Below are 20,730 nucleotides of genomic sequence, written 5' to 3'. Positions count from 1 at the left end.
GGGTATGGCCAAGTACAGCGTCAACCCCGCGGCGGTCGAGCACGCACGCAAGCTGATCGAGGGGCGGCAGTACGTCCTGGACAGCGAGTGGGGCGAGGTGCAGCCGGACGCCGAGGCGCAGAACGCGTACCTCGCCCGGCACGGCTGGGACGAGTACGCCGCCTGGCACCTCGGCCTGACCGACGGCGCGAACGACGAGACCAAGGCCCGGTACGCGTTCGTCTTCGGCGACTTCCGCCGGATCCACCGGACCGGGCTGATCGCGTCCGTCTACCGCGCCTCCGAGTGGCGCCACAAGGCGGTCGAACTCGCCGCCCACGACCTGCTGCAGCTGCTCGACGCCAAGGCGGGCATCAAGTAGCACCCACCGCCTGGGTCAGGGCCGGGTACGGCGGAAGCGGACCAGCGGGTAGACCGGGGCGGCGCCGCCGCCTCGGGGTGGGCCTTCGAAGGTGGTGGCGCCGTCGAGGGTGAGGCCGTGCTGGGCGGCGCGGGCGACCAGCAGGGCGAGCGCGTCCTCGGAGCGGCGTTCCTTCGGGGAGCGGCCGTCGGCGTAGCGGGCGGCGTCGGACTTCTCGGTGGTGGTGACGAAGGTGCCGCCGGGGCGCAGGACGCGGGCGACCTCGGCGAGCACCGGTTCGCTGTCGTCGAGCAGGTGCAGCAGCCAGACCGCGACCACCGCGTCGCACCGGCGGTCGGCGAACGGGAGCCGGGCCGCGTCGGCCGCGGCGACGTGACCGGGCAGCCGGTGACGGGCGTGCCGCAGCATCGCCGCCGACAGGTCCACGCCGTGCATCAGGTTGCCGAGAGCAACCAGCTCCGCGCTGACGATGCCGGTGCCGACGGCAATCTCCACCACCCGGGACAGGCCCGGGTCGAGCAACCCGTGCACCGCTTCGGCCGCAGCGCGGGCTCGTTGCACACCGCCGCGGGACTCGTCGTAGCCGGCCGCCTCCGCCTCGTCGTACGCGAAGTGCGCGGGCTGCCACAGCGACGGCCAGCCGATGCCGACCTCGGCGAGCATCCGGCGAACGAGCGGCAGCGAGATGCCGACGACGTTGTGGTAGTCGCCCTCGATGCCGGTCACGAACGGGCCGCCGAAGCCGTCGACGGTGAACGAGCCGGCCACCACCAGCGGTTCGCCGGTGGCGACGTACGCGTCGATCTCGTCGTCGGTCAGGTCGGCGAAGTGAACCGTGGTGGAGGCGAGCTCGCGCAGCTCGTGCTTGGTGTTGGTGTCGAACAGGCAGTGGCCGGTGTGCAGGACGCCGCTGCGCCCGCGCATCATCCGCAGCCGTTCGCGCGCGACCTCCGGCGTACCGGGCTTGCCGTACGCGACGCCGTCGATCTCCAGCACCGAGTCGCAACCGAGCACCGTCGCGTGGTCGTCGAGCGTCGCCACCACCGCGCGGGCCTTCAGCGACGCCAGCAGCCGGGCCAGCTCGCCGGGGCTGTCCGCGGTGACGTTGTCCTCGTCGACACCGGAGACGATCACCTCCGGCTCCACGCCGGCGTTGCGCAGCGTCTTCAGCCGTGCGGGCGACGCCGACGCCAGCACGAACCGTGGCCGCTGCACCGCCCGGCCGTCGTCCGCGCTCACAGGCGGGCGAGGGCGCGACGCAGCGGGTCGAGCCCGAGCGAGCCGAGGTCGAGGGCGTCGCGGTGGAAGGTCCGCAGGTCGAACGCGGCGCCCTGCCGCTGCCTGGCCTCTTCCCGCGCCTGCAGCCAGATCCGCTCACCGACCTTGTACGACGGCGCCTGCCCGGGCCAGCCGAGGTACCGGTTCAGCTCGGCGCGCAGGAACTCGGTCTCCATCCGCGAGTACGCCCGCAGGAACTCGAACCCGAGCTCGGCGTTCCAGCGCTCGCCCGGCCGGAAGCCGAGCGGGTTGTCCCGCGGGATCTCCAGCTCCAGGTGCATGCCGATGTCGACGATCACCCGGGCCGCGCGGAACCCCTGCGCGTCGAGCATGCCGAGCCGCGCGCCCGGTTCCTCCAGGTAGCCGAGCTCCTCCATCAGGCGTTCGGCGTACAGGGCCCAGCCCTCGCCGTGGCCGGAGACCCAGCAGCCGATCCGCTGCCAGCGGTTCAGCTTGTCGGCCCGCAGCATCGTCTGCGCGACCTGGAGGTGGTGGCCCGGAACGCCCTCGTGGTAGACGGTGGTGACCTCGCGCCAGGTGGCGAAGTCCTCGACGCCGCTCGGCACCGCCCACCACATCTGGCCGGGCCGGGTGGTCAGGTCCTCGCTGGGACCGGTGTAGTAGATCGACCCGTCGGAGGTCGGCGCGATCATGCACTCGATCTTCTTGATCGCGTCCGGGATGTCGAAGTGCTCGCCGGCCAGCTCCTCGACGGCGGCGTCGGCGAGCTGCTGCATCCAGTCGCGGAACGCCTCCTTGCCGTGGATCTTGCGGGCCGGGTCGTTGTCGAGCAGCTCGGCCGCGGCGACGATGCTGCGGTCGCCGCCGTTCAGCGACGCGGCGATGCCCTGCATCTCCTGATCGATCCGGGCCAGCTCCTGCCAGCCCCACGCGTAGGTCTCGTCGAGGTCGACGGCCGCGCCGAGGAAGTTGCGCGAGGCCAGCTGGTAGATCTCCCGGCCGCAGGCGTCCCGGGCCGGTGCCTGCGGGGCGAGCTCGGTGGTCAGCCACTGCCCGAACTGGTCGTACGCCGTGCGCGCCGCCGCCGCGGCCGCCTCGACGGTGGCCTTGATCGCGGTGTCCGGCGCCCGCGCGGCCAGGCCGGCGAAGTAGTCGTCGCCCTCGGCCCCGGTCCAGCTGGCGATCCGGGTGGCCAGGTCGTTCACCTGCCGGACGGCGGAGACCTGCCCGCGGGCGGCCTGGTCGAGCAGCGACTCGCGGAACCCGTCCAGCGTCGTACCGATCTGGTTGAGCCGGATCGCGATGGTCTCCCAGTCCGACTCGGTCGCGGTCGGCATCAGGTCGAACACCTGGCGGATCTCGGCCGGCACCGAGGTCAGCGCGTTGACCTGCGACTGCGGCACGCCCGCCTCGTACGTCTCCAGCTCCAGCCCGAGCCGCTCCAGCAGCGCGTCCTTGGCGACCTCCTCGCGCGGGCTCGCCGGCTGCACGGCCGACGCCTCGGCCAGCGTGCGCCGGTTCAGCTCGATCAGCGCCTGGTACCCGGCCGGCGAGTGGTCCGGCAGCCGGTGGTCGTAGCCCTCGACGCCCGCGAACGTCGCCGAGGTCGGCATCAGCTCGAGGTACTGCTCGAAGAACCGCTCGGAGATCTGGTCGATCGGGCTGGTCGGTGTGGTCGCGTCCGTCACCCGCCCGACCCTACCTGCCACCACCGCGCCGGTCCCGCCGATTACCGCCACTGCGGAGAGTCCGCTGCGGCGCCGGTCTGTAACGTCTGCCTTTCCCGCACGATTGGTGGTCTGATGACCCAGTCCGTCAACGGCGTCCGTCTGCTGCACCACCGCGAACCGCAGACCTTCACCGACGTCACTCTCACGTTCGCCGTCGGCGCGCGCGACGAGACGCTGCCCACGGTCGGCGTCGCGCACGCGCTGGAGCACCTGGTGATGAGCACCGTGCGCCGGCTGCCGATCAAGCTGGACGGCCAGGTCGACACGATGACGACCAGCTTCATGGCCTCCGGGTCGCCCGCCCGCGTCGGCGAGTTCCTCAACGGCGTCTGTGCGGCGCTGGCGGTCCCGCCGGTCTCGCGACTCCCGCTGGAGGCGGGCGTGCTGGCCGCCGAGGACGGCTGGGTCACCCATCCGATGGCCGCGCTCCTGTACTACGTGCGGTACGGCGCCCGAGGGCCTGGACTCGCCTGGCTCGACGGGGGCGGACCCGACGGTCTCACCGGCGACCAGGTGAAAGCGTTCGCGCACAAGTGGTTCACCGCCGACAACGCCGTCCTGCAGATCACCGGGCCGGTCCCGGACGGGCTGGAGCTCGCCCTTCCCGCCGGAGTCCGGCCGAGTCACGACCGGTACACCGCCAGGTCGTTCGACGGACCAGTCGCCGTCGAGTACGGCGTACCGGGTGCTGCAGTTCTGCTGACGCTGCCCGACGGGGATTCGGCCCGGACCCCTTACCTGGCGATCGACGTGCTGCAGCAACGGATCGAGGAGAGCTGCCGGCACGTCGGCGGGCACAGCTACGTGGTCGACTCCGACTTCGTGCACCAGCCGGACGGCACCACGGACTGGGTGCTCTACGCGGAGGCCCGGGAAGGTACCGACGATGCGGTCGCCCGCGCGGTGGCCGGTGCAGTGACGGACCTGGCCGAAAAGGGCCCGACCGACGAGGAGCTCGCGCTGGCGATCGCCCGCTTCGACGAGGAGCTGGCGACCACCGACGTCGAGCTGCGGGCCGAGTTCGCCCGGCTGCGGCGGGAGCTGTTCGACGAGCCCCAGTCCGCTCCGGTCGTACCCGAACAGGTGCGGGCGGTCCGGCCGGCCCAGATCGCCGCCGTACTGCGTGCTGCGTTGCCGTCGGCGATCGGCTATGCCTCGGAGGCCGGCTCGAACGGCTGGACCGACCTGGGCTTCTCGATGGTGCCCCTGTGCCCGGTTGGTGGCGAACTGCCCGCGGGGCAGGTGTTCCGGCCGCCGCTGGGCACGCGGGCGTTCTCCCGCGAGGCACGGTCGATGACGCTGGTGCTGACGCAGGACGGGCTCGCTGTCCGGGACGACGAGGGCGTGCACAGCATCCCGTTCGACGCCGTCGCCGGTGTGCTGCGCGCCCACGACGGGACCACCGTCGTCTTCGGCGCGAACGGCTGCGTGTTCCCGGTCTCCGCCGACCTCTACCGCGGCGGCGCCAAGGTCGTGGCCGAGCTGACTCGGCGGGTCGATCCAGCTCTGTGGTACGACGAGTCGAAGTTCACCGCCGAGGAGGACTGAGCCGCGCCGGCCGGAGCTACTTGTCGGGCGCGGTCAGGCCGGTGGGGGCGGCCTGCTGCCAGGAGTCGAGCAGGATGTCGTGCAGCTCGTCGGTGCCGTCGAGTGCGGCCAGGCGGACGCGGACCCAGGCGGAGCCGGCCTCGTGCGGCGGGACCCAGAACTTCTCCGGCTCGGCGGCGATCAGCTCGTCGCGCTCCAGCCGCGGGCAGCGGACGGCGAACGAGGTCTGGTCGTCCGGCACGGTGACGAACATCCGGCCCGCGACGTCGAAGGTCGGGTGGTTCCAGCGCTGCTTCTCCACCGTCTCCGGCAGCGACAGCGCGATCCGGCGTACGTCCTCCGCGTCCAGCACTTCCCGTTCCTCCGTCGTCGGCACAGCGGTCCCCCCGGCACCGGGTTCCGGTGGCGAGGGGACCATCCTGCCGTACGCCGGGGACAGCGCCGGCGGCATCGTTCAGCGGGTCCGGCGCGGGCCCGGGATGAGCAGCGCGACGAACGCCCCGACCGCCACCACGGCCGCTCCGACCCAGACCGCGGGGACCAGCCCGTCGACGTAGCGCGCCGGCGACTCGTACGACCCGGCCGAGGCGAACACCGAGGCGAGCACCGCGACGCCCATCGCGACCCCGACCTCGCGGATCGTGTTGCTGGTCCCGGAGGCGACCCCGCGGTCGGTCTCCGCCGCGGCCGCCATCACCACGCTCGCGGTCGGCGCGAAGGTCAGTCCCATCCCGATCCCGGCGAGCACGAACGGTACGACGTACGAGCCGTAGGTGACGTCGACGGTGGTGACGAGCGCCATCCAGGCCAGGCCGACGGCCAGCAGGGCCTGCCCGGTCGCGATCAGCACCCGGGCGCCGACCCGGTCCACCACCAGTCCGGCGATCGGCGCGACCACCATCGGCGCCATCGTCCACGGCAGGGTCCGCAGGCCCGACTCCAGCGGCGAGTAGCCCTGCACCACCTGGAAGAACTGGGCCAGCAGGAAGACCGCGCCGAACACGCCCACCGAGAACGTGAACGACGTCGCGTTGACCGCGCTGATCGCCCGGATCCGGAACAGCCGCAGCGGCAGCATCGGCGCCGGCGACCGGCTCTCCCAGACCAGGAACGCGGCCAGCAGCACCGCACCACCGACCAGTGCACCGAGAACCGGACCGGCCGTCCAGCCGTCCTCGGCGCCGTGCACCACACCCCACACGACCGCCAGCACGCCGACCGCGGACAGCAGCAGGCCGACCGGGTCGAACCGCCGGCTGCCGCCGAACGACTCCCCCAGCACCCGGGCGGCGAACGGCAGCACGAGCACGCCGATCGGCACGTTCAGCCAGAAGATCCACTGCCAGTTGAGCCCGTCCACGACCGCTCCGCCGACGACCGGCCCGACCGCGACGCCGAGGCCGGAGATGCCACCCCAGATCCCGATCGCGGCGCTGCGCTTCCCGGCCGGTACGGCGGCCGACAGCAGCGTCAGCGACAGCGGCATCACCGCGGCCGCGCCGACGCCCTGGATCGCCCGGGCGCCGATCAGCATCCAGGGCTCGGTGGCCAGTGCGCAGGCCGCGGAGGCCAGCGTGAACAAGACGATGCCGGCCAGGAAGATCCGCCGCCGGCCGAGCCGGTCGCCGATCGCCGAGGCGGTCAGCAGCAGCGTCGCGAACGACAGCGTGTAGGCGTTCACGAACCACTGCAGGTCGGTCAGTGTGGCCCCCAGGTCGGCCTTGATCACCGGCAGCGCGGTGGTCACCACGAGGTTGTCCAGAGTGACCATGAACACCGGGATGCCGACCACGGCCAGCACCGTGGCGAGTGAGCGCGGGGCCGGCCGGGCGGCGGCCGGCAGGTCGGGCTCGAGGGCGGTGGAAGTCATCGCGTTCCCCTCCGTCAGAAAGTTGTTATCGACTGATAACTAACGCCGCTCAAAGTATGCATCGACTGATAACATGTCAAGCGTCCACCGAGAGGAGCACGATGACGAGGACCAGGCTGACCGCGGCCGAGCGCGGCGAAGAGGTGCTGGACGCGGCAGTGGTGGCGTTCGGCGCGTCGGGCTATGCCGGCACCAGGACCGACGAGATCGCCCGGCTGGCCGGGGTGTCCCAGCCGTACGTGATCCGGCTGTTCGGCACCAAGCAGCAGTTGTTCCTGGCCACCGTCCACCGGGTCAGCGACCGGGTCGAGCAGACGTTCCGTGCGGCCGCCGACGAGCAGACCGACCTGGCCTCGCTCGGCAAGTCCTACGAGCAGCTGCTCACCGAGCGGGAACTGCTGGTGGTCCTGCTGCACGGCTTCGCGGCGAGCGCCGAGCCCGCGATCGGCGACGCCGTCCGGGAACGTTTCGGCGGCATCTACCGGCTGGTGCGCGAACTGACCGGCGCGTCCCGCGAGGAGGCCCGCGAGTTCCTCGCCACCGGCATGCTGCTGACCGTGATGGCCGCGATGCAGGTCGCCGGCCCGAACCCGATCACCTGCGGCTGGTCCACCGAACTGCTGGACGATCTCTAGTCGTTCACCGACTGGCCGGAGGAGAACCAGATCGCGGCGGTGGCGACGGCCAGCGCCGCGACCGTGACCAGCAGCGAGCCGGGCACCTCGGCGCCCCGCACGAGCGCCGCGCCGACCGCGGCGACCGGTCCGAGCAGCGCAGCAACAGTTGCTGGCAGCAACCACCGGCGCAGAGCCGACCGGCCGATCCGGACGTACGACGGCAGCTGCGCCGCGAACGCCGAGGCCAGGTGCAGCAGGAGCAGCGCAAGCCCGGTGACGACGGTCCCCCAGCCGACGTCGGCCGGTGCCCGGAGCAACCAGCCGGCCACCACCAGGAGCAGGAAGCAGAGCGCGGCCAGGGAGTCCGGCAGCACCACGCACACGACCAGCAGCGGTAGGCCGACCACCGGGACCACGTCCGCCGCGTCCCACGGCTGCACCGCCGGCACCACCAGCGCGACGACTCCGGCGAAGGCGATCAGCGTCCGGGCGTACAGCGATCCCTGCCCGGTCCCCCGCAGCTCCGCCAGCCAGCGCGTCAACCGCTCCGCCGCCGTCACCGCAGCACCCCCTGCCCGGCGACCGCCGCACGCCGCGCGACGCCGCGTCCTTCCCGGGCCTCGACGGGGCGAGCCGCGCGCCGCGCCTCGGCGAGGGCGGCGGCGCTTCGCGGCGTCATGAGCGCATCCTCGGGGCGGAGGCGACCCGCGCGGCGTCGCGAAGGACCTCGTCCAGCGTGCCCGCGCCGCGCCAGCGCACCGTCGGTACGCCGAGGTCGCCGAGCCGGTCCAGCTCGCGGCGACGCTCCAGCAGCCTGATCCGCCAGGCCAGCGGCCAGAAGTGCGCGTCGTGCTGGTCCAGGTCGATCACGTCGGACACCCCCTCCGGCAACGTGTCGACCGCGATCACCGTGCAGCCCGAGTGCACCAGCGTGACGACGTACCCGAGGATTGCGGGACGCAGCAGCGGGCTGAGCACCAGCACCAGGCTGTCGGCCCGGATCCGGTGCCGCCGGGCCAGTGAGGTCTCGTCCTGCTGCCGCCCCTTCTGGTCGGCGTGCACCAGGACGTCGAGGATCCGGCGCAGGTGGGACCTCCCGCTTCCGGCCCGGACGCCGCCCACCGCCGTACCGGTGTCGACCAGGCGGACCCGGTCGCCGTGCCGCAGGTAGTGCTCGGCGATCGAGGCAGCCGCGCGGACGGCGGTGTCCAGGCTGCTGGAGCGACCACCGATGCCCTCGCTGACCCCGACCTCGCCACCGGTGTCCAGCAGGATGACGACCTCGGTGTCCCGGTCGGACCACGTCGAGGTGACGTGCAGCTCCCGGGTCCGCGCGGACACCGACCAGTTGATCCGCCGCAGCCGGTCACCGGTCCGGAACGGCCGGACTCCGGCCAGCTCCGTCCCCTCACCGGGCCGCCTGGATCGGTGCAGCCCGACCAGCCCGGCAGGCCGCGGTACGGCGTCGACCGCCTCGAAGCCTTCGCGCAGCGGCAACGTGCGCACGGTCTGCGCGGCCGCGGGCGGCAGGTGCACCCGGTACGAGCCCAGCGCGGACGTGGCGATCACCTGCGGCTTCTCGAGCTGGCGCCGCCCCCAGCGCTCGGACCGTAGGCCGACCTCAAGCGACAGCGGCCCCTCCGTCGCCGGCTCGGCCACAGCGGCCTGCGGCGGGTCGTAGCGGAACCACTGCGTCCTCGGCAGCGCGGCGACCACCAGGTCGATGTCAGGGTCGAGCGTGCCCGGCACTCGCACCCGGTACGTCGTGGCCTGGCCCTCGAACAGCACGTTCGCGTCCAGCTCGGTCTCGGCCACCGGCACCTCCCGCGGCCGGAAGAACCGTCCCCAGACGGCGACGAAGGCCAGCGGCAGCCCGAACACGGCCAGGTCCGGTCGCCGGGCGACCACGGCGACCACCAGCAGTCCCGCGGCCGCACAAACCGCCCGGACCTGCGCGTGCGTGGGCCGCCAGGTCACTGCCGCGCGCCCACGACGGTCGGTGGCGCCGGAACCAGCCCCAGCACCGCCCGTACGACGCTGGCGCCGGTGACATCGTGCAGCCACAACTCAGGCCGCACGGTGATCCGGTGCGCCAGCGCAGCCACCGCAACCGCCTTCACGTCCTCCGGTACGACGTAGTCGCGGCCCTTGATCACCGCGTAGGCCCGAGAGGTCAGCAGCAGCGCCAGCGACCCTCGCGGCGACGCACCGACCAGCACCTGGGAGTCCCGACGCGTCGCGGCCGCCAGCTCCACGCAGTACCGGCCGACGGTGTCGTCGACGGTGACGGTCTCCACCGCGCGCTGAGCTGCGAGCAGGCCAGCCGCATCCGTGACGGGCTGGACGAACTGGTCTTCCTGGCGGCGTGCCATCCGGCGCTGGAGCACCTGCCACTCCTCGTCGGCGCTCGGGTAGCCGAAGCCGATCCGGAGCATGAAGCGGTCAAGCTGTGCCTCCGGCAGCGGGTAGGTGCCTTCGTACTCGACCGGGTTCGCCGTGGCCAGCACGTGGAACGGCGACGGCAGCGGGAAGGTCTGGCCCTCGACGGTGACCTGGTGCTCCTGCATGGATTCCAGCAGGGCCGCCTGGGTCTTCGGCGGTGTCCGGTTGATCTCGTCGGCGAGCAGCAGGCCGGTGAAGATCGGTCCCGGCCGGAACACGAACTCCGAGTCCTTCTGGTCGTAGACGAAGGCACCGGTGACGTCCGAGGGCAGCAGGTCCGGCGTGAACTGGACCCGGCGGAACTCCAGCCCGAGTGCCTGCGCGAAGGATCGGGCGGCGAGCGTCTTGGCCAGTCCGGGGTAGTCCTCCAGCAGCACGTGACCGCCGGCCAGCACCCCGGCGAGCACCAGCTCCAGCGCCTCGGCCTTGCCGACGACGGCCTCACCGACCCGGTCCAGCACCTTCCGGCTCAGTGCGGACACGTCCGCCGGGTCCAGCACGTCGACCGGACCCACTCCGGCTTCCCGATCAGTCACGGTTCCTCACAGCTTCTCGATGGTCTGGACAGCCTGCTCGAGCTCGGCGTAGGACGCCGTGCGCGACTCGGTCCCGGTGATCAGCTGCCACAACTGGTCGCCGACGAGCGCCTTGGCCCGCTCCGGCTCCAGCGCGGGGTCGATTCCGTGCCGGTGTACCAGCCGGTCGGTCGTCAGCTCCAGCAGCAGCGGGCGGATTCGCCGCTCGAACGTCAACGAGCCCTCGCCGGTCCGGCGCTCGCGGCTCGCCTCCTGCACCCAGGTGGCCAGGAACTGGGTCCGGTTGTCGTTGCTGCGGGTCCGCAGCGCTGCCCACTTCTCGTCGTACCGGGTGGGCCAGGTGGTCTCCAGCAGCTGTGGAAAGACCAGCCGGACCGCGACCGAGAGGAAGCCGACCGCCAGGGCCAGTGCGACGAACCACAGTGGCCGCGGCGACGTACCGGCCAATCCGAACGCCGCGATCAGCAGCAGAGCGCAGCCGATCGAGATCAGCAGGTGGCGCAGGAGCACCCTGTTCAGCGACCGGCCCTGCTCGGCCGGAGCCGTACTCATCCGGCCGTCCCCGCGGTGGCTGCGCCGTCGCGGGCCATGGCTGCGGCCAGCTCGTCGCGGAGCCTCAGCAGCGCGGCCCTCGCCTGGGCCCGGGCGTCCTCGCTGGAGCCGTGGGTCGAGTACCGCGCCTCGCGGTAGAGCTCGGCGAGCCGGAGCAGCTCGGGCTCGGAGATGCCCCCGACCCCGAGCACGCGGACGGTGAACTCGGCCGGCGTCTCGGACGGCTCCCGGGCCACTCCCGCGGAAGCAGCTGCCTCCTCCAGCGCCACCCAGCACGCGATCACCGCGTCGCTCGCCGTACCGGACTCGACGGAAGCCAGACCGGTCTCGACCGCCTCCGCCAGCCGGTCCACCTTGACCCGCTCCCAGTCGGTGTCGTCGTCCTCGCCCTGTGGCAGCTCCACCTTGCGCAGCAGGCGGTACAGCGCGCGCAGCAGGAACAGCGCGACCAGCGTCGCCACGGCATACACCAAGGCTTGCCACAGCGCCTTGAGCCACTCGGGCATCTCGACCGGCGTCACTTCCTCTGGCGACGGCCCGTCGATCGGTGTGGGGGCAGCGAACGGCTGGCTCACGCTCTGCGTCGGGATGGATCGCGGTGAGGCGCTGAGCGTGCTCTCGCTGAACGGCTGCACGCTGCCACCGGCGGACGCCAGCACCACCAGCACGACCACAGCGATCCCCAGCACCACCGCAGCCGTCACCGCCAGCACACTGCGTCGGGTCCGCTGCATCCCGGAAGGGTAGCTCCGATTCAGAAGCCTGTGTCGAGCCAGGGGAGGCGTTTTCCGAGGAACGCCCGGGAGGTGGCCGCCAAAGCACCTTCGGTCCGCTCCTCGACGAGTCCGGCCGCGCCGAGCAGCGCGAGCGACGGCTTGCCGAGGTACACCGCTCCCAGCTCCCGTACGTCGAGTTGCACGTCGGCCGGGCGGTCGGTCTTCTCGCAGCTGGCGCCGCCCGGTCCACCGGTGAGGTGCCACTGCCCCGCGTTCCACGGGAGGAAGTCGTCGGAGACGCCCAGCACCACGTCGACCTCCTCGGCGTACGTGCGACCAGCCAGGGCACGGCCGACGTCCGCGAGCCGCACCCAGAGCCCGTCGGCCGTCGTCGGCTTCGGCGCCCGGGGGTCGACCAGCAACGACAGCAGCGGGTCGTCCGACGGCAGATGCTCGTACGTCGTCTCGCCGAGCAGGTCCTGGTTCAGCAGGAGTTGCCAGAGCGCGACGTGCGAGGCCAGGTCACGCGCATGCACCCGAGACACGTCCACGAAGCCCTTGGTTGTCCGGCGGGTCCGGAAGTACGCGTAGCCGGTGACCTCGCCGTCCACCGTCGCCAGCACGCAGCGCAGGGGCGAAGCGCCGGAGGTGTCGGTGACGACGTTCTCGCCGGAGACGTAGTCGTGCCAGCGGTCGTCGTGCTGGAACATGCCGGGCCGGCCGGCCGCTTGCTCGTTGTGGATCCGGGTGGTGACCGCCCGTGCCTCCTCCAGGTCGGCGTACCGGACTCGCACCGCGTCGACGCCGGCCACCGGGCGCAGCGCTCGGGCTGTCTTCGGCACGGTGATCTGCTGGTGGTCCGACCCGAGCCCGTAGCCGAACCGGCCGTAGATCACCGGCTCGCTCGCGGTGAGCACGGCGACGGGCTCCACCCCATTCTCGTGCAGGTCGGTGAGCTGGGCGCGCATCAGGTCACGCAGGATGCCGCGACGCGTGTGGGTCGGGCTGACGCACACCATGCTGACCCCGGCCACCGGGAGCTGCGCGCCGGGCACGGTCATCCGCAGCGAGAAGGCGGTGGTGTGCCCGGTGAGCTCCTTGTCCTCCGCGGCGACGAAGCTACGGGCCGGCTCCCAGACCTTGCGCTCGGCCTCCAGCTGCGCGTCGTTCCACGGCTGCGCGAACCCCAGGTTCAGCAGTCGTACCAGCTCGTCCCACTCGCCCTCGAACCGCCCGATGCCGTTGGTCATGAGTCCTGCCTACCAGACTGCCCGGCGCACCGCCCCCGACTTTCCGGATTGCGACCGCCCACCCCGGCTCTGGACTGATGAAAACCGTTTTCATATACTCCGGACATGGCCGCCCAGCGCACGACCCCGCTGACCCTGCTCGTCGGGCTCTCCACGACCCTCCGCCAGCCGGTGCTCGACGCGATCGTCGACGCCGGCACCGTGGCCGTCGTGGTGGACCAGGACGAGCTGCCCGACCGCGGCGTCCTCACCTGGCGGGTCACCGACGCGAGCGGGCCGGTCGACGCCGGCGAGTTCACCGTGGACGACGACTGCGGCTCCTGCCAGCTGATCGAGTCGTTGCTGCCGCTGCTGGAGACGCTGGTCGAGCGCGGGCACTGGCAGCACGTCGTACTGGCGGCGCCGCCGGCGATGGAAGCCCGCTCTCTGGTCAACGCGCTGGTCGCCACGGCGCCGGGCGTCACCGTGGACACCGTGACGTGTGTCGTCGACGCGGTGCTGCTGGTCGAGCAGCTGTCCGGCGACGAGCTCCTGGACGAGCGCGGGCTCGCCCTCAGCCCGGCCGACCGGCGGAACGTCGCCGAGCTGACCGCGCGGCAGATCGAGTACGCCGACGTCTGCGTGCTGGCCAACGCGCACCGCGGCCGTGCACCGGAACGCCTGCAGAACCTGCTGCTCCACCTGAACCCACGGACGACCGTGGTCGAGGCAGGACCGAGCGGCGTACCGGCGGGGCCGGTGGCGCGGACCGGGCTGTTCGACTTCTCGGCGGCCGAGCAGTGGGCAGGCGAGGTGGCCGACGGTCAGCGGCTGCAGCCGAGCGGTGAGGGCGTCACGACCGTGCTGTGGCGGTCGACCCGGCCGCTGCACCCCGCGCGCCTGAACGACGCGCTGGAGGACATCGTCAACGGGGTGGTCCGCAGCCGCGGCGTGGTGTGGCTGGCGAACCGGCCGACCCAGCGGGTGCGGTGGGAGTCGGCCGGCTACAGCGCCTCGCTCGGCACACTCGGCGAGTGGGCCGACACCGAGCACCTTGCCGAGTGCACCGTCGTCGCCACCGGAGTCGGGCTCGACCCCGCCCGGCTGCAGTCGACGCTCGACGCCTGCCTGCTGACCGAGGCGGAGCTGGCCGGCCTGGACTGGCAGTCCCTCGACGACCCCTTCGCCGGGGTGCTCTGACCCCCCGACCTCAGTACGCCGGGTCGGTGCTGCCGGCCCTGAGCCCGACCGTCGCGAGATGGTCGGCGGCCACCGCCTGCAGGTGGTCCAGGTCCGACGACACCGTCGCGAAGGTGTACCCCTCAGCGAGCCGCCGCTTGGCCGTCGCGCCGTCGTTGGTGTGGATGCCGGCGGCAACACCCGCGGCAGCCGCCACTTCGGCGATGCGCTGCACCGCGGCGTCGAACACCTCGTCCACCTCCGGATCGCCCGGGAACGTGCCCCCGACGGCCAGGCACAGGTCCGACGGCCCGACGTAGACACCGTCCAGCCCGGGAGTCGCGCAGATCTCCGCGACGTTGTCCAGCCCGGCCGCGGTCTCGATCATCGCCAGCACCACCGTCGCCGCGTCCGCCTCGGCCGGCACCGGCCCGACCCGCAGCCCCGACCGGGCCGGCCCGTACGACCGGATCCCCGCCGGCGGGTACTTCGCCGCCCGCACCGCCCGCGCCGCGTCCTCCGCGGAGTCCACCAGCGGCACGATCACCCCGGCCGCGCCGGCGTCCAGCGCCCGCCCGATCGGCGTTGCGTTGTTCGCCTCCACCCGCACCAGGCCGACCGTCGCCGTACCGGCCGCGTCGATCGCCATCAGGCCGTCGAGGATGCCCCGGGTGCTGAGCAGGCCGTGCTGCTGGTCGAGCACCACGTAGTCGTAGCCGACGCGGGCGATGCGTTCGGTCGCCGGTGGGGCGTCGAGCATCACCCAGTAGCCGACGAGCTGGTCACGGGCGCGGAGGCGAGCGGCGAAGGAGTTCACCCGACCGTTCTACCCGATCAGCGGCAACCGGCTCGCGTGGGTGCCGAGCAGGTCGAGGTCGTCGTCGTCCAGCGGCAGCCGCCCGGTCGCCTTCAGCACGTACGTCGTGGTGTCCCAGGCGATCACGTCCCACGCCTCCGGCCCGAACAGCCCGTCCAGCGTCCGCGCGGTCACCTGCAGCGCCTCGTAGTCCGGCTCCGGCGCGTCCGGCAGGTCCACGACCAGGTCCAGGTGGTGCACGGTCGCCTCGACGATCAGCGTCGCCACGAAGTCCTGCACCCGCAGGACGTGCCCCTGGGTCTCGATCCGCTGGTCCTTGTCCACCAGCGCGAACGCCGCCGCCCGCACCGCCGCCTCGGACAGCTCCCGCCAGTGCCGCACCAACCCGTCGGACGGCCGCCGGTACGCCGAGGCGACCGTCCGCACGAACGCGGTCTCGTCCTCCCCGCCCGGGTGCGGCGGGAAGTCCTTCCAGTAGCTGACGAAGTCCCGGTCCGGCGCGGCCGCCGACGGACTCGCGAACGCGGCGAGCGCCCGCTCCGCGTCGTACAGCAGATGCACCAGCAACGGCCCGACCGCCATGCCCGAGCAGCGGGTCGGCCGCGCGAAGTCCTCGTCGGACAGCCCCTGCACGACCTCGGTCACCCGCCCGTACGCCCGGCCCAGCGTCGTGGCGAGCCACAACGGCAACGCACCACGCTCCGGAGCCCTCATACGCACGAACCTAAACCCGGTGCGGGTCCAAGCCAACTCCGGGCAGAATCCGACCATGCCCGGTACTGAGCTGCTGCACCAACTCGTCGCCGATGCCGGGCTGGCGCCCGTGCGGTCGTGCACCGCGCTGAGCGGCCACGGGTTCGACCACGAGATCCTGCGCGCGACGCTCGTCGACGGCCGGGAAATCGTGCTCCGGCATCGCCCGGACGTCGCTCGACCGTTGCCGATCGAGCTCGCACGGTTCCTGGCCGCGCACGACGTACCGGCGCCGGCTCTGCTGGGCGGGAACGACCGGGCCACGCTGTACGAGTTCGTGCCCGGCGAGATGCTGTCCGCCTTGGTCGCCGAGCAGCGGATGACCGACGACAACTGGCGCTCGGTCGGTACGACGTTCCGTCGGCTGCACGACATCCGGTTCCCCGCGGGCCTGACCGGCGTACTGCGCGATGGCAGGCTGGAGCTGGCGATCGCCGACCCGGTCCGGGCGCTGCACGAACTCCTGGTCGGGTCGGAGCCCTGGTTGCAGGCCAACCTGCCGATCGCCGTACCGCACCTGGCCCAGTTGCACGAGGCAATCGACGCGCGCGCCGGTCAGCTGCGTGAGGCCCCAACCGCCTTGCTCCACTGGGACGTCAACCCCGCCAACGTCATCGTCGGCCCGGAGCGGACCGCGCTGATCGACTGGGGTGACCCGTGGGTGGGCGACCCCGCGCAGGAGATCGCCGCGCTGGAGGAGCACGTCTACCTGATCAACGGCTCCGACGTCCCGGCCGCCTTCTTCGAGACCTACGGACCGCGCCCGGCGAACACCGCGCTCCACCGTCTCACCGGCGCGATCGGCTGGCTCAGCTCGGGCGACTTCGAGGAGTGGGAGGACCTCGCCCCGGAGCTGAAGGTCAAGGCCGATCGGTGGCAGGCCGGCCTGGTCACCTACCTGTCGGCGGTCGCCGACCACCTGCACCGGCTCTGACGAACGCCCACCACTCATCAACCAGCCCCGACGCCCGGCGCAGGGAGGTGCTGCCGCCAGCGGGGCGTACTTGGTGAGTGGTGGGGACACCTACACCGGCGGTACGCCGTGCCGCTTGGTGCTGAAGTGGCGGTCCTTGGTCTGTGCCGCGGCCAACCGAGCGATCAGGTCCTCGCGCAGGTCCTCCGGCTCGACGATCGCGTCGATCACCAGGTCGGCGGCCAGCCGCAGGATGTCGATGTCGGTCTCGTACTCCTCGCGCAGCTTCGCGACGTACTCGACCCGCTCGGTGTCGTCCGCGATCTCCTGGATCTTGTTGTAGTAGACCGCGTTGATCGCCGCCTCCGGACCCATCACCGCAATCTTCGCCGTCGGCAGCGCGACGCAGGCGTCCGGCGAGAACCCCGGCCCGCACATGGCGTACAGCCCGGCGCCGTAGGCCTTGCGCACGATCACCGACACCGTCGGCACGGTCGCCTCCGACACCGCGGTGATCATCTTCGCGCCGTGCCGGATGATGCCGGCCCGCTCGACCTCCGAGCCGATCATGAAGCCCGGCACGTCGCACAGGTAGACCAGTGGCACGTTGAACGCGTCGCACAGCCAGATGAACCGGGCCGCCTTGTCCGCGGAGTCGACGAACAGCACGCCACCCTTGACGGCCGGCTGGTTCGCGACGATGCCGACCACCTGACCGGCCAGCAGCCCGAAACCCACCACCAGCTCCGGCGCGTACGCCGGTTTCAGCTCGAAGAACGTGTCCGCGTCCAGCAGCGCGTCGATCACGTCGTGGATGTCGAAGCCGACCGACTCCTCGGCCGGCACCAGGTCGCGGGTGAAGTCCCGCCCCGGCGCGGACGCGTCGTACGACGGCGGCCGGGACTGCCAGGAGCCGGGCAGGTACGAGAAGTACTGCTTGGCCAGCTCGATCGCCTCGGCGTCGTCGGCCGCGAGCAGGTCGCCGCAACCGGACACGCTGGTGTGCATCCGGGCGCCGCCCATCTCCTCCAGCGTCACCTTCTCGCCGACCACCATCTCGGCCATCCGCGGCGACCCCAGGTACATCGAGGCGTTGCCGTCGACCATGATCACCAGGTCGCAGAACGCCGGGATGTACGCCCCGCCGGCCGCGGACGGGCCGAACAGGCAGCAGATCTGCGGCACCTTGCCGGACAGCGCGACCTGGTTGTGGAAGATCCGGCCCGCGCCGCGCCGGCCCGGGAACAGCTGGACCTGGTCGGTGATCCGGGCGCCGGCCGAGTCGATCAGCCAGAAGATCGGCAGCTCGTCGCGCAGCGCCACCTCGGTGATCCGGACGATCTTCTCCACCGTCCGCGCACCCCAGGACCCGGCCTTCACGGTCGGGTCGTTGGCGACGATCAGCGCCGGCCGGCCGTCGACCAGCGCGCGGCCGGTGACCACGCCGTCGGCGGGCAGGCCGGGGTTCAGCGCGTTCGCCAGCTGCGCCTCCTCGACGAAGCTGCCCTCGTCGACGAGCTGGGCGATCCGGTCCCGGACGTAGAGCTTGTTCTGCGAGGCCAGCTTGGCCGCCGCCTTCTCGGGCGGCGCCAGCGTCGCCTCACGGGCGGCCTTCACCTCGGTCCAGTGATCGCGACTCACAACCCCTCCAACCCTGAAAAGGCGAGTATCGCAAAGGTCATGGGGCCTCCCGGCCTGGACTGAGGAGCGGAGGGAGCGAAGCGACTGGAGTGACGAGGGAAGGCCGGGAGTTCCAGCTCCATGACCCGCCGAGCCGGAGGCGAGGCCGAAAGCACTGTCACTCGACCGGGAGGCCGAGGCCGCGGGCGATCAGCATGCGCTGCACCTCGGAGGTGCCCTCGCCGATCTCCAGGATCTTGGCGTCGCGGTAGAACCGGGTCACCGGGTACTCCTCCATGAAGCCGTAGCCGCCGAACACCTGGGTCGCGATCCGGGTCGCGGTGACCGCCGACTCCGTCGCGTACAGCTTCGCCACCGCGGCCGCCTGCTTGAACTCCTGCACCGAGGCGCCGGAGTCCTTCAGCGCCGCCGCCCGGTAGACCAGCAGCTCGGCCGCGTCGGCCATCACCTTGAGGTCGGAGATCTGGAACGCGACACCCTGCTTCTGCCCGATCGGTACGCCGAAGGTCTTGCGCTCACCGGCGTACTGGACCGACATCTCCAGGCAGGCCTTGATGCAGCCGAGTGCGACCGCGCCGATCGCGACCCGGCCGTCGTCCAGCGTCGCCAGGAACTGCGCGAACCCCTTGCCGCGCCGGCCCAGCAGGTTCTCCTGCGGAACGCGGCAGCCCGTGAACGTCAGCGGGTGGGTGTCCGACGCGTGCCAGCCGAGCTTGTCGTACTGCGCCTCGGCGACGAAGCCCGGCGTCCCGGCCGGGACGATGATCGTGGAGATCTCCGGCCGCCCGTCGGCCCGCTCGCCGGTGCGCGCGGTCACGGTGACGACCGAGGTGATGCTCGAGCCGGAGTTGGTGATGAACTGCTTCGACCCGTCGATCACCCACTCGTCGCCGTCCAGCACCGCGCGGGTCCGGGTGGCGCCGGCGTCGGAGCCCGAGTCCGGCTCGGTGAGGCCGAAGCCCGCCAGCGCGCGACCCGCGACCAGGTCCGGCAGCCAGCGCTGCTTCTGCTCGTCGGTGCCGTAGGTGAGGATCGGGTTGATGCCCAGGCCGACCGCCGCTTCCAGCGTGATGCCCATCGACTGGTCGACCCGGGAGATCTCCTCGATCGCGACGCACAGGCTGGTGAAGTCGCCGCCGGCGCCGCCGTACTGCTCCGGCGCGGTCAGCCCGAACAGGCCGAGCTGCCCCATCTTCTGCACCGTCTCCACCGGGAAGTGGTGCTTGCGGTCCCACTCCGCGGCGTGCGGCGCGATCTCGGCTTCGGCGAAGTCGCGCACGCTGGTGCGGAACGCGCGGTGCTCCTCGGACAACTCGTACGACATCGTGAACTCCCGGCCTGATCGATTGACGCTTACGTAAACGTAAAGCACGATGGGCCGGGTGCACAATGACCGGGTGAGCCTGGATCAACGGACGTGGTCGATCGCCGAGCTGGCGGCCGAGTACGACGTCACCCTGCGCACGATCCGCTTCTACGAGGACCGCGGCCTGCTCACCCCCGAGCGTCGCGGCACCGTCCGGGTCTACCACTCCCGCGACCGGGTCCGGCTCGGCCTGATCCTGCGCGGCAAACGCCTCGGCTTCAGCCTCGACGAGATCGCCACCATCGTCGACATGTACGACGCCGAACCCGGCGAGGAGGGCCAGCTCGCCTACCTGCTGGACCAGATCACCGTCCGCCGCGCCGAGCTCGAACAACGCCGCCGCGACATCGACGAGACCCTGCGCGAGCTCGCCGAAGTCGAACGCCGCTGCCACGCCGACCTGACGAAACTCCGCCAGCACCAGTAGCCGCCGGCCCCCCGTCCACGCCCCCGCAGGATGCCACCTCGGGACGTACTCGGAGCCGGTGCCGATCAGGCCGGCAGGCGGCGTTGCCAGGTGAGGGGGCCGACGGAGATGCGTTGGGTGGAGGAGCCGTTCCACTCGACGGGCAGGCCCTGGTCGGTCAGGGTCTGCTGGATCCGGCGGCCGACCGCCTCGTCCTGCTCGGCGACGCGGCCGGGCTCGGGGTCGAGCGTGCCGAAGGCGAGGAACAGGTACGCCGGGTCGTCGGTGAGCCGCTCGCTGTCCTGCTGGTGGAAGAACACGTACCCGGTGGACGGCCGGTCGGCCGGGCGCTCGTCGTCGATCTCGGCGACGCCGCAGGTCTGGCAGCAGGTGAAGTTCATCCGGGCGACGATGCCGTTCTCGTCCAGCTCGTCGAAGGCGGCCTCGACCTTGTCCGCGTCCGTGCGGTCGGGCCACGTCTGCTGCTCGGCCAGCCGCGCCTGCCAGACCTCGTCCACCAACTGCTCGACCTGCCCGTCGCCAACCTGCATCTCGTCGTCGTCCCGGAACTGCCGCGCGTACTCCGCCACCTCCTCGCGGTCCAGGAACCCCGGCCGCACCCACAGCTCGATCTGCTCCCGCAGATCCGCCACCGCCTGCGCATCCGCAGCCGGCTCGGCAGCCGCCTGCTGGGCAGCGATCACCTGCGGCCCGGCAGCCGCCTGCGACTCCGCCGCTTGGGCCTCGGAGGCCACCGCCGGCTGCTCGGCGGCGGGCTGACGCTTGAACCTGTCGAAGATCCCCACAGCCGAAGA

General features: G+C 72.0%; 22 protein-coding genes. 6 read left to right on the top strand and 16 right to left on the bottom strand.

All coding sequences use genetic code 11. From position 1 onward, the window contains the following. Positions 1–4: 4 nt before the first annotated feature. Positions 5–361, top strand: coding sequence for a hypothetical protein (locus KFLA_RS07095; RefSeq protein WP_012919094.1), 357 nt, complete (start codon positions 5–7; stop codon positions 359–361). 15 nt (positions 362–376) lie between these two features. Here the strand turns inward: KFLA_RS07095 and KFLA_RS39525 are convergent, their stop codons facing one another. Continuing rightward, entirely contained in the window at positions 377–1,600 is a 1,224-nt protein-coding gene (locus tag KFLA_RS39525) for a Maf family nucleotide pyrophosphatase (protein WP_012919093.1), read from the bottom strand. Next, positions 1,597–3,288, bottom strand: a complete 1,692-nt coding sequence (locus KFLA_RS07085) for a DUF885 domain-containing protein (protein WP_202797090.1) — start codon at positions 3,286–3,288, stop codon at positions 1,597–1,599. The genes KFLA_RS39525 and KFLA_RS07085 overlap by 4 nt, the downstream gene beginning before the upstream one ends. A 114-nt stretch (positions 3,289–3,402) precedes the next feature. On the opposite strand from KFLA_RS07085, the gene KFLA_RS07080 reads away from it, so the two are divergent. Beyond that, positions 3,403–4,878, top strand: a complete 1,476-nt coding sequence (locus KFLA_RS07080) for a peptidase M16 family protein (RefSeq protein WP_012919091.1) — start codon at positions 3,403–3,405, stop codon at positions 4,876–4,878. A 16-nt stretch (positions 4,879–4,894) separates the two neighbouring features. Here the strand turns inward: KFLA_RS07080 and KFLA_RS07075 are convergent, their stop codons facing one another. Continuing rightward, a complete protein-coding gene (locus tag KFLA_RS07075) occupies positions 4,895–5,254 on the bottom strand; it encodes an MmcQ/YjbR family DNA-binding protein (protein WP_012919090.1) in 360 nt (119 codons plus the stop codon). 78 nt (positions 5,255–5,332) lie between these two features. Continuing rightward, entirely contained in the window at positions 5,333–6,748 is a 1,416-nt protein-coding gene (locus tag KFLA_RS07070; protein WP_012919089.1) for a DHA2 family efflux MFS transporter permease subunit, read from the bottom strand. Positions 6,749–6,849: 101 nt separating this feature from the next. Between KFLA_RS07070 and KFLA_RS07065 the strand changes: the two genes are divergently transcribed. Further along, the gene (locus KFLA_RS07065; RefSeq protein ID WP_012919088.1) at positions 6,850–7,383 is read left to right on the top strand and encodes a TetR/AcrR family transcriptional regulator; all 534 of its coding nucleotides are present in this window, start codon (positions 6,850–6,852) and stop codon (positions 7,381–7,383) included. On the opposite strand, the gene KFLA_RS37815 is transcribed toward KFLA_RS07065, so the two are convergent. From KFLA_RS37815 to KFLA_RS07035, 7 genes are read right to left on the bottom strand one after another with little or no spacing between them, the layout of a single operon-like run. Continuing rightward, the gene (locus KFLA_RS37815; RefSeq protein ID WP_012919087.1) at positions 7,380–7,925 is read right to left on the bottom strand and encodes a hypothetical protein; all 546 of its coding nucleotides are present in this window, start codon (positions 7,923–7,925) and stop codon (positions 7,380–7,382) included. The genes KFLA_RS07065 and KFLA_RS37815 overlap by 4 nt on opposite strands. Then, positions 7,922–8,044, bottom strand: a complete 123-nt coding sequence (locus KFLA_RS39280) for a hypothetical protein (protein ID WP_012919086.1) — start codon at positions 8,042–8,044, stop codon at positions 7,922–7,924. Before KFLA_RS39280 ends, KFLA_RS37815 begins: the two co-directional genes overlap by 4 nt. After that, entirely contained in the window at positions 8,041–9,342 is a 1,302-nt protein-coding gene (locus tag KFLA_RS07055; protein ID WP_012919085.1) for a DUF58 domain-containing protein, read from the bottom strand. The genes KFLA_RS39280 and KFLA_RS07055 overlap by 4 nt, the downstream gene beginning before the upstream one ends. Next, positions 9,339–10,343, bottom strand: a complete 1,005-nt coding sequence (locus tag KFLA_RS07050; RefSeq protein WP_237706741.1) for an AAA family ATPase — start codon at positions 10,341–10,343, stop codon at positions 9,339–9,341. The genes KFLA_RS07055 and KFLA_RS07050 overlap by 4 nt, the downstream gene beginning before the upstream one ends. Positions 10,344–10,349: 6 nt before the next feature. After that, complete coding sequence (locus KFLA_RS07045; RefSeq protein ID WP_012919083.1) at positions 10,350–10,895, bottom strand: hypothetical protein; 546 nt, start codon at positions 10,893–10,895, stop codon at positions 10,350–10,352. After that, the gene (locus KFLA_RS07040; RefSeq protein WP_012919082.1) at positions 10,892–11,629 is read right to left on the bottom strand and encodes a DUF4129 domain-containing protein; all 738 of its coding nucleotides are present in this window, start codon (positions 11,627–11,629) and stop codon (positions 10,892–10,894) included. Before KFLA_RS07040 ends, KFLA_RS07045 begins: the two co-directional genes overlap by 4 nt. A 20-nt stretch (positions 11,630–11,649) precedes the next feature. Further along, positions 11,650–12,861 (bottom strand): GNAT family N-acetyltransferase, encoded by a 1,212-nt coding sequence (locus tag KFLA_RS07035; protein ID WP_012919081.1) that lies wholly within the window; start codon positions 12,859–12,861, stop codon positions 11,650–11,652. 105 nt (positions 12,862–12,966) lie between these two features. Between KFLA_RS07035 and KFLA_RS07030 the strand changes: the two genes are divergently transcribed. Continuing rightward, the gene (locus KFLA_RS07030) at positions 12,967–14,040 is read left to right on the top strand and encodes a GTP-binding protein (protein ID WP_012919080.1); all 1,074 of its coding nucleotides are present in this window, start codon (positions 12,967–12,969) and stop codon (positions 14,038–14,040) included. A gap of 10 nt (positions 14,041–14,050) precedes the next feature. On the opposite strand, the gene KFLA_RS07025 is transcribed toward KFLA_RS07030, so the two are convergent. Together KFLA_RS07025 and KFLA_RS07020 are read right to left on the bottom strand one after the other, a co-directional pair. Next, positions 14,051–14,836: an HpcH/HpaI aldolase family protein gene (locus KFLA_RS07025; RefSeq protein ID WP_012919079.1), complete on the bottom strand. Its 786-nt coding sequence runs from the start codon at positions 14,834–14,836 to the stop codon at positions 14,051–14,053. Positions 14,837–14,845: 9 nt separating this feature from the next. Beyond that, a complete protein-coding gene (locus tag KFLA_RS07020) occupies positions 14,846–15,550 on the bottom strand; it encodes a maleylpyruvate isomerase N-terminal domain-containing protein (protein WP_012919078.1) in 705 nt (234 codons plus the stop codon). 55 nt (positions 15,551–15,605) lie between these two features. On the opposite strand from KFLA_RS07020, the gene KFLA_RS07015 reads away from it, so the two are divergent. Next, the gene (locus KFLA_RS07015) at positions 15,606–16,523 is read left to right on the top strand and encodes a phosphotransferase family protein (protein ID WP_012919077.1); all 918 of its coding nucleotides are present in this window, start codon (positions 15,606–15,608) and stop codon (positions 16,521–16,523) included. Positions 16,524–16,613: 90 nt separating this feature from the next. Here KFLA_RS07015 and KFLA_RS07010 read toward each other — a convergent pair whose 3' ends face one another. Continuing rightward, positions 16,614–18,143, bottom strand: a complete 1,530-nt coding sequence (locus tag KFLA_RS07010; RefSeq protein WP_012919076.1) for an acyl-CoA carboxylase subunit beta — start codon at positions 18,141–18,143, stop codon at positions 16,614–16,616. Between the two features lie 157 nt (positions 18,144–18,300). Next, on the bottom strand, positions 18,301–19,467 hold the full coding sequence (locus KFLA_RS07005) for an acyl-CoA dehydrogenase family protein (protein ID WP_012919075.1): 1,167 nt from the start codon (positions 19,465–19,467) through the stop codon (positions 18,301–18,303). Positions 19,468–19,540: 73 nt separating this feature from the next. On the opposite strand from KFLA_RS07005, the gene KFLA_RS07000 reads away from it, so the two are divergent. After that, positions 19,541–19,936: a MerR family transcriptional regulator gene (locus tag KFLA_RS07000; RefSeq protein WP_148256561.1), complete on the top strand. Its 396-nt coding sequence runs from the start codon at positions 19,541–19,543 to the stop codon at positions 19,934–19,936. 65 nt (positions 19,937–20,001) lie between these two features. Here the strand turns inward: KFLA_RS07000 and KFLA_RS06995 are convergent, their stop codons facing one another. Then, complete coding sequence (locus tag KFLA_RS06995) at positions 20,002–20,721, bottom strand: DUF6891 domain-containing protein (protein ID WP_012919073.1); 720 nt, start codon at positions 20,719–20,721, stop codon at positions 20,002–20,004. Between the last annotated feature and the right edge of the window lie 9 nt (positions 20,722–20,730).

It is taken from the genome of Kribbella flavida DSM 17836, assembly GCF_000024345.1.
Classification (GTDB): domain Bacteria; phylum Actinomycetota; class Actinomycetes; order Propionibacteriales; family Kribbellaceae; genus Kribbella; species Kribbella flavida.
Note: the sequence above shows the minus strand (reverse complement) of the source record. Positions and strands in the feature narration are given on the sequence as shown.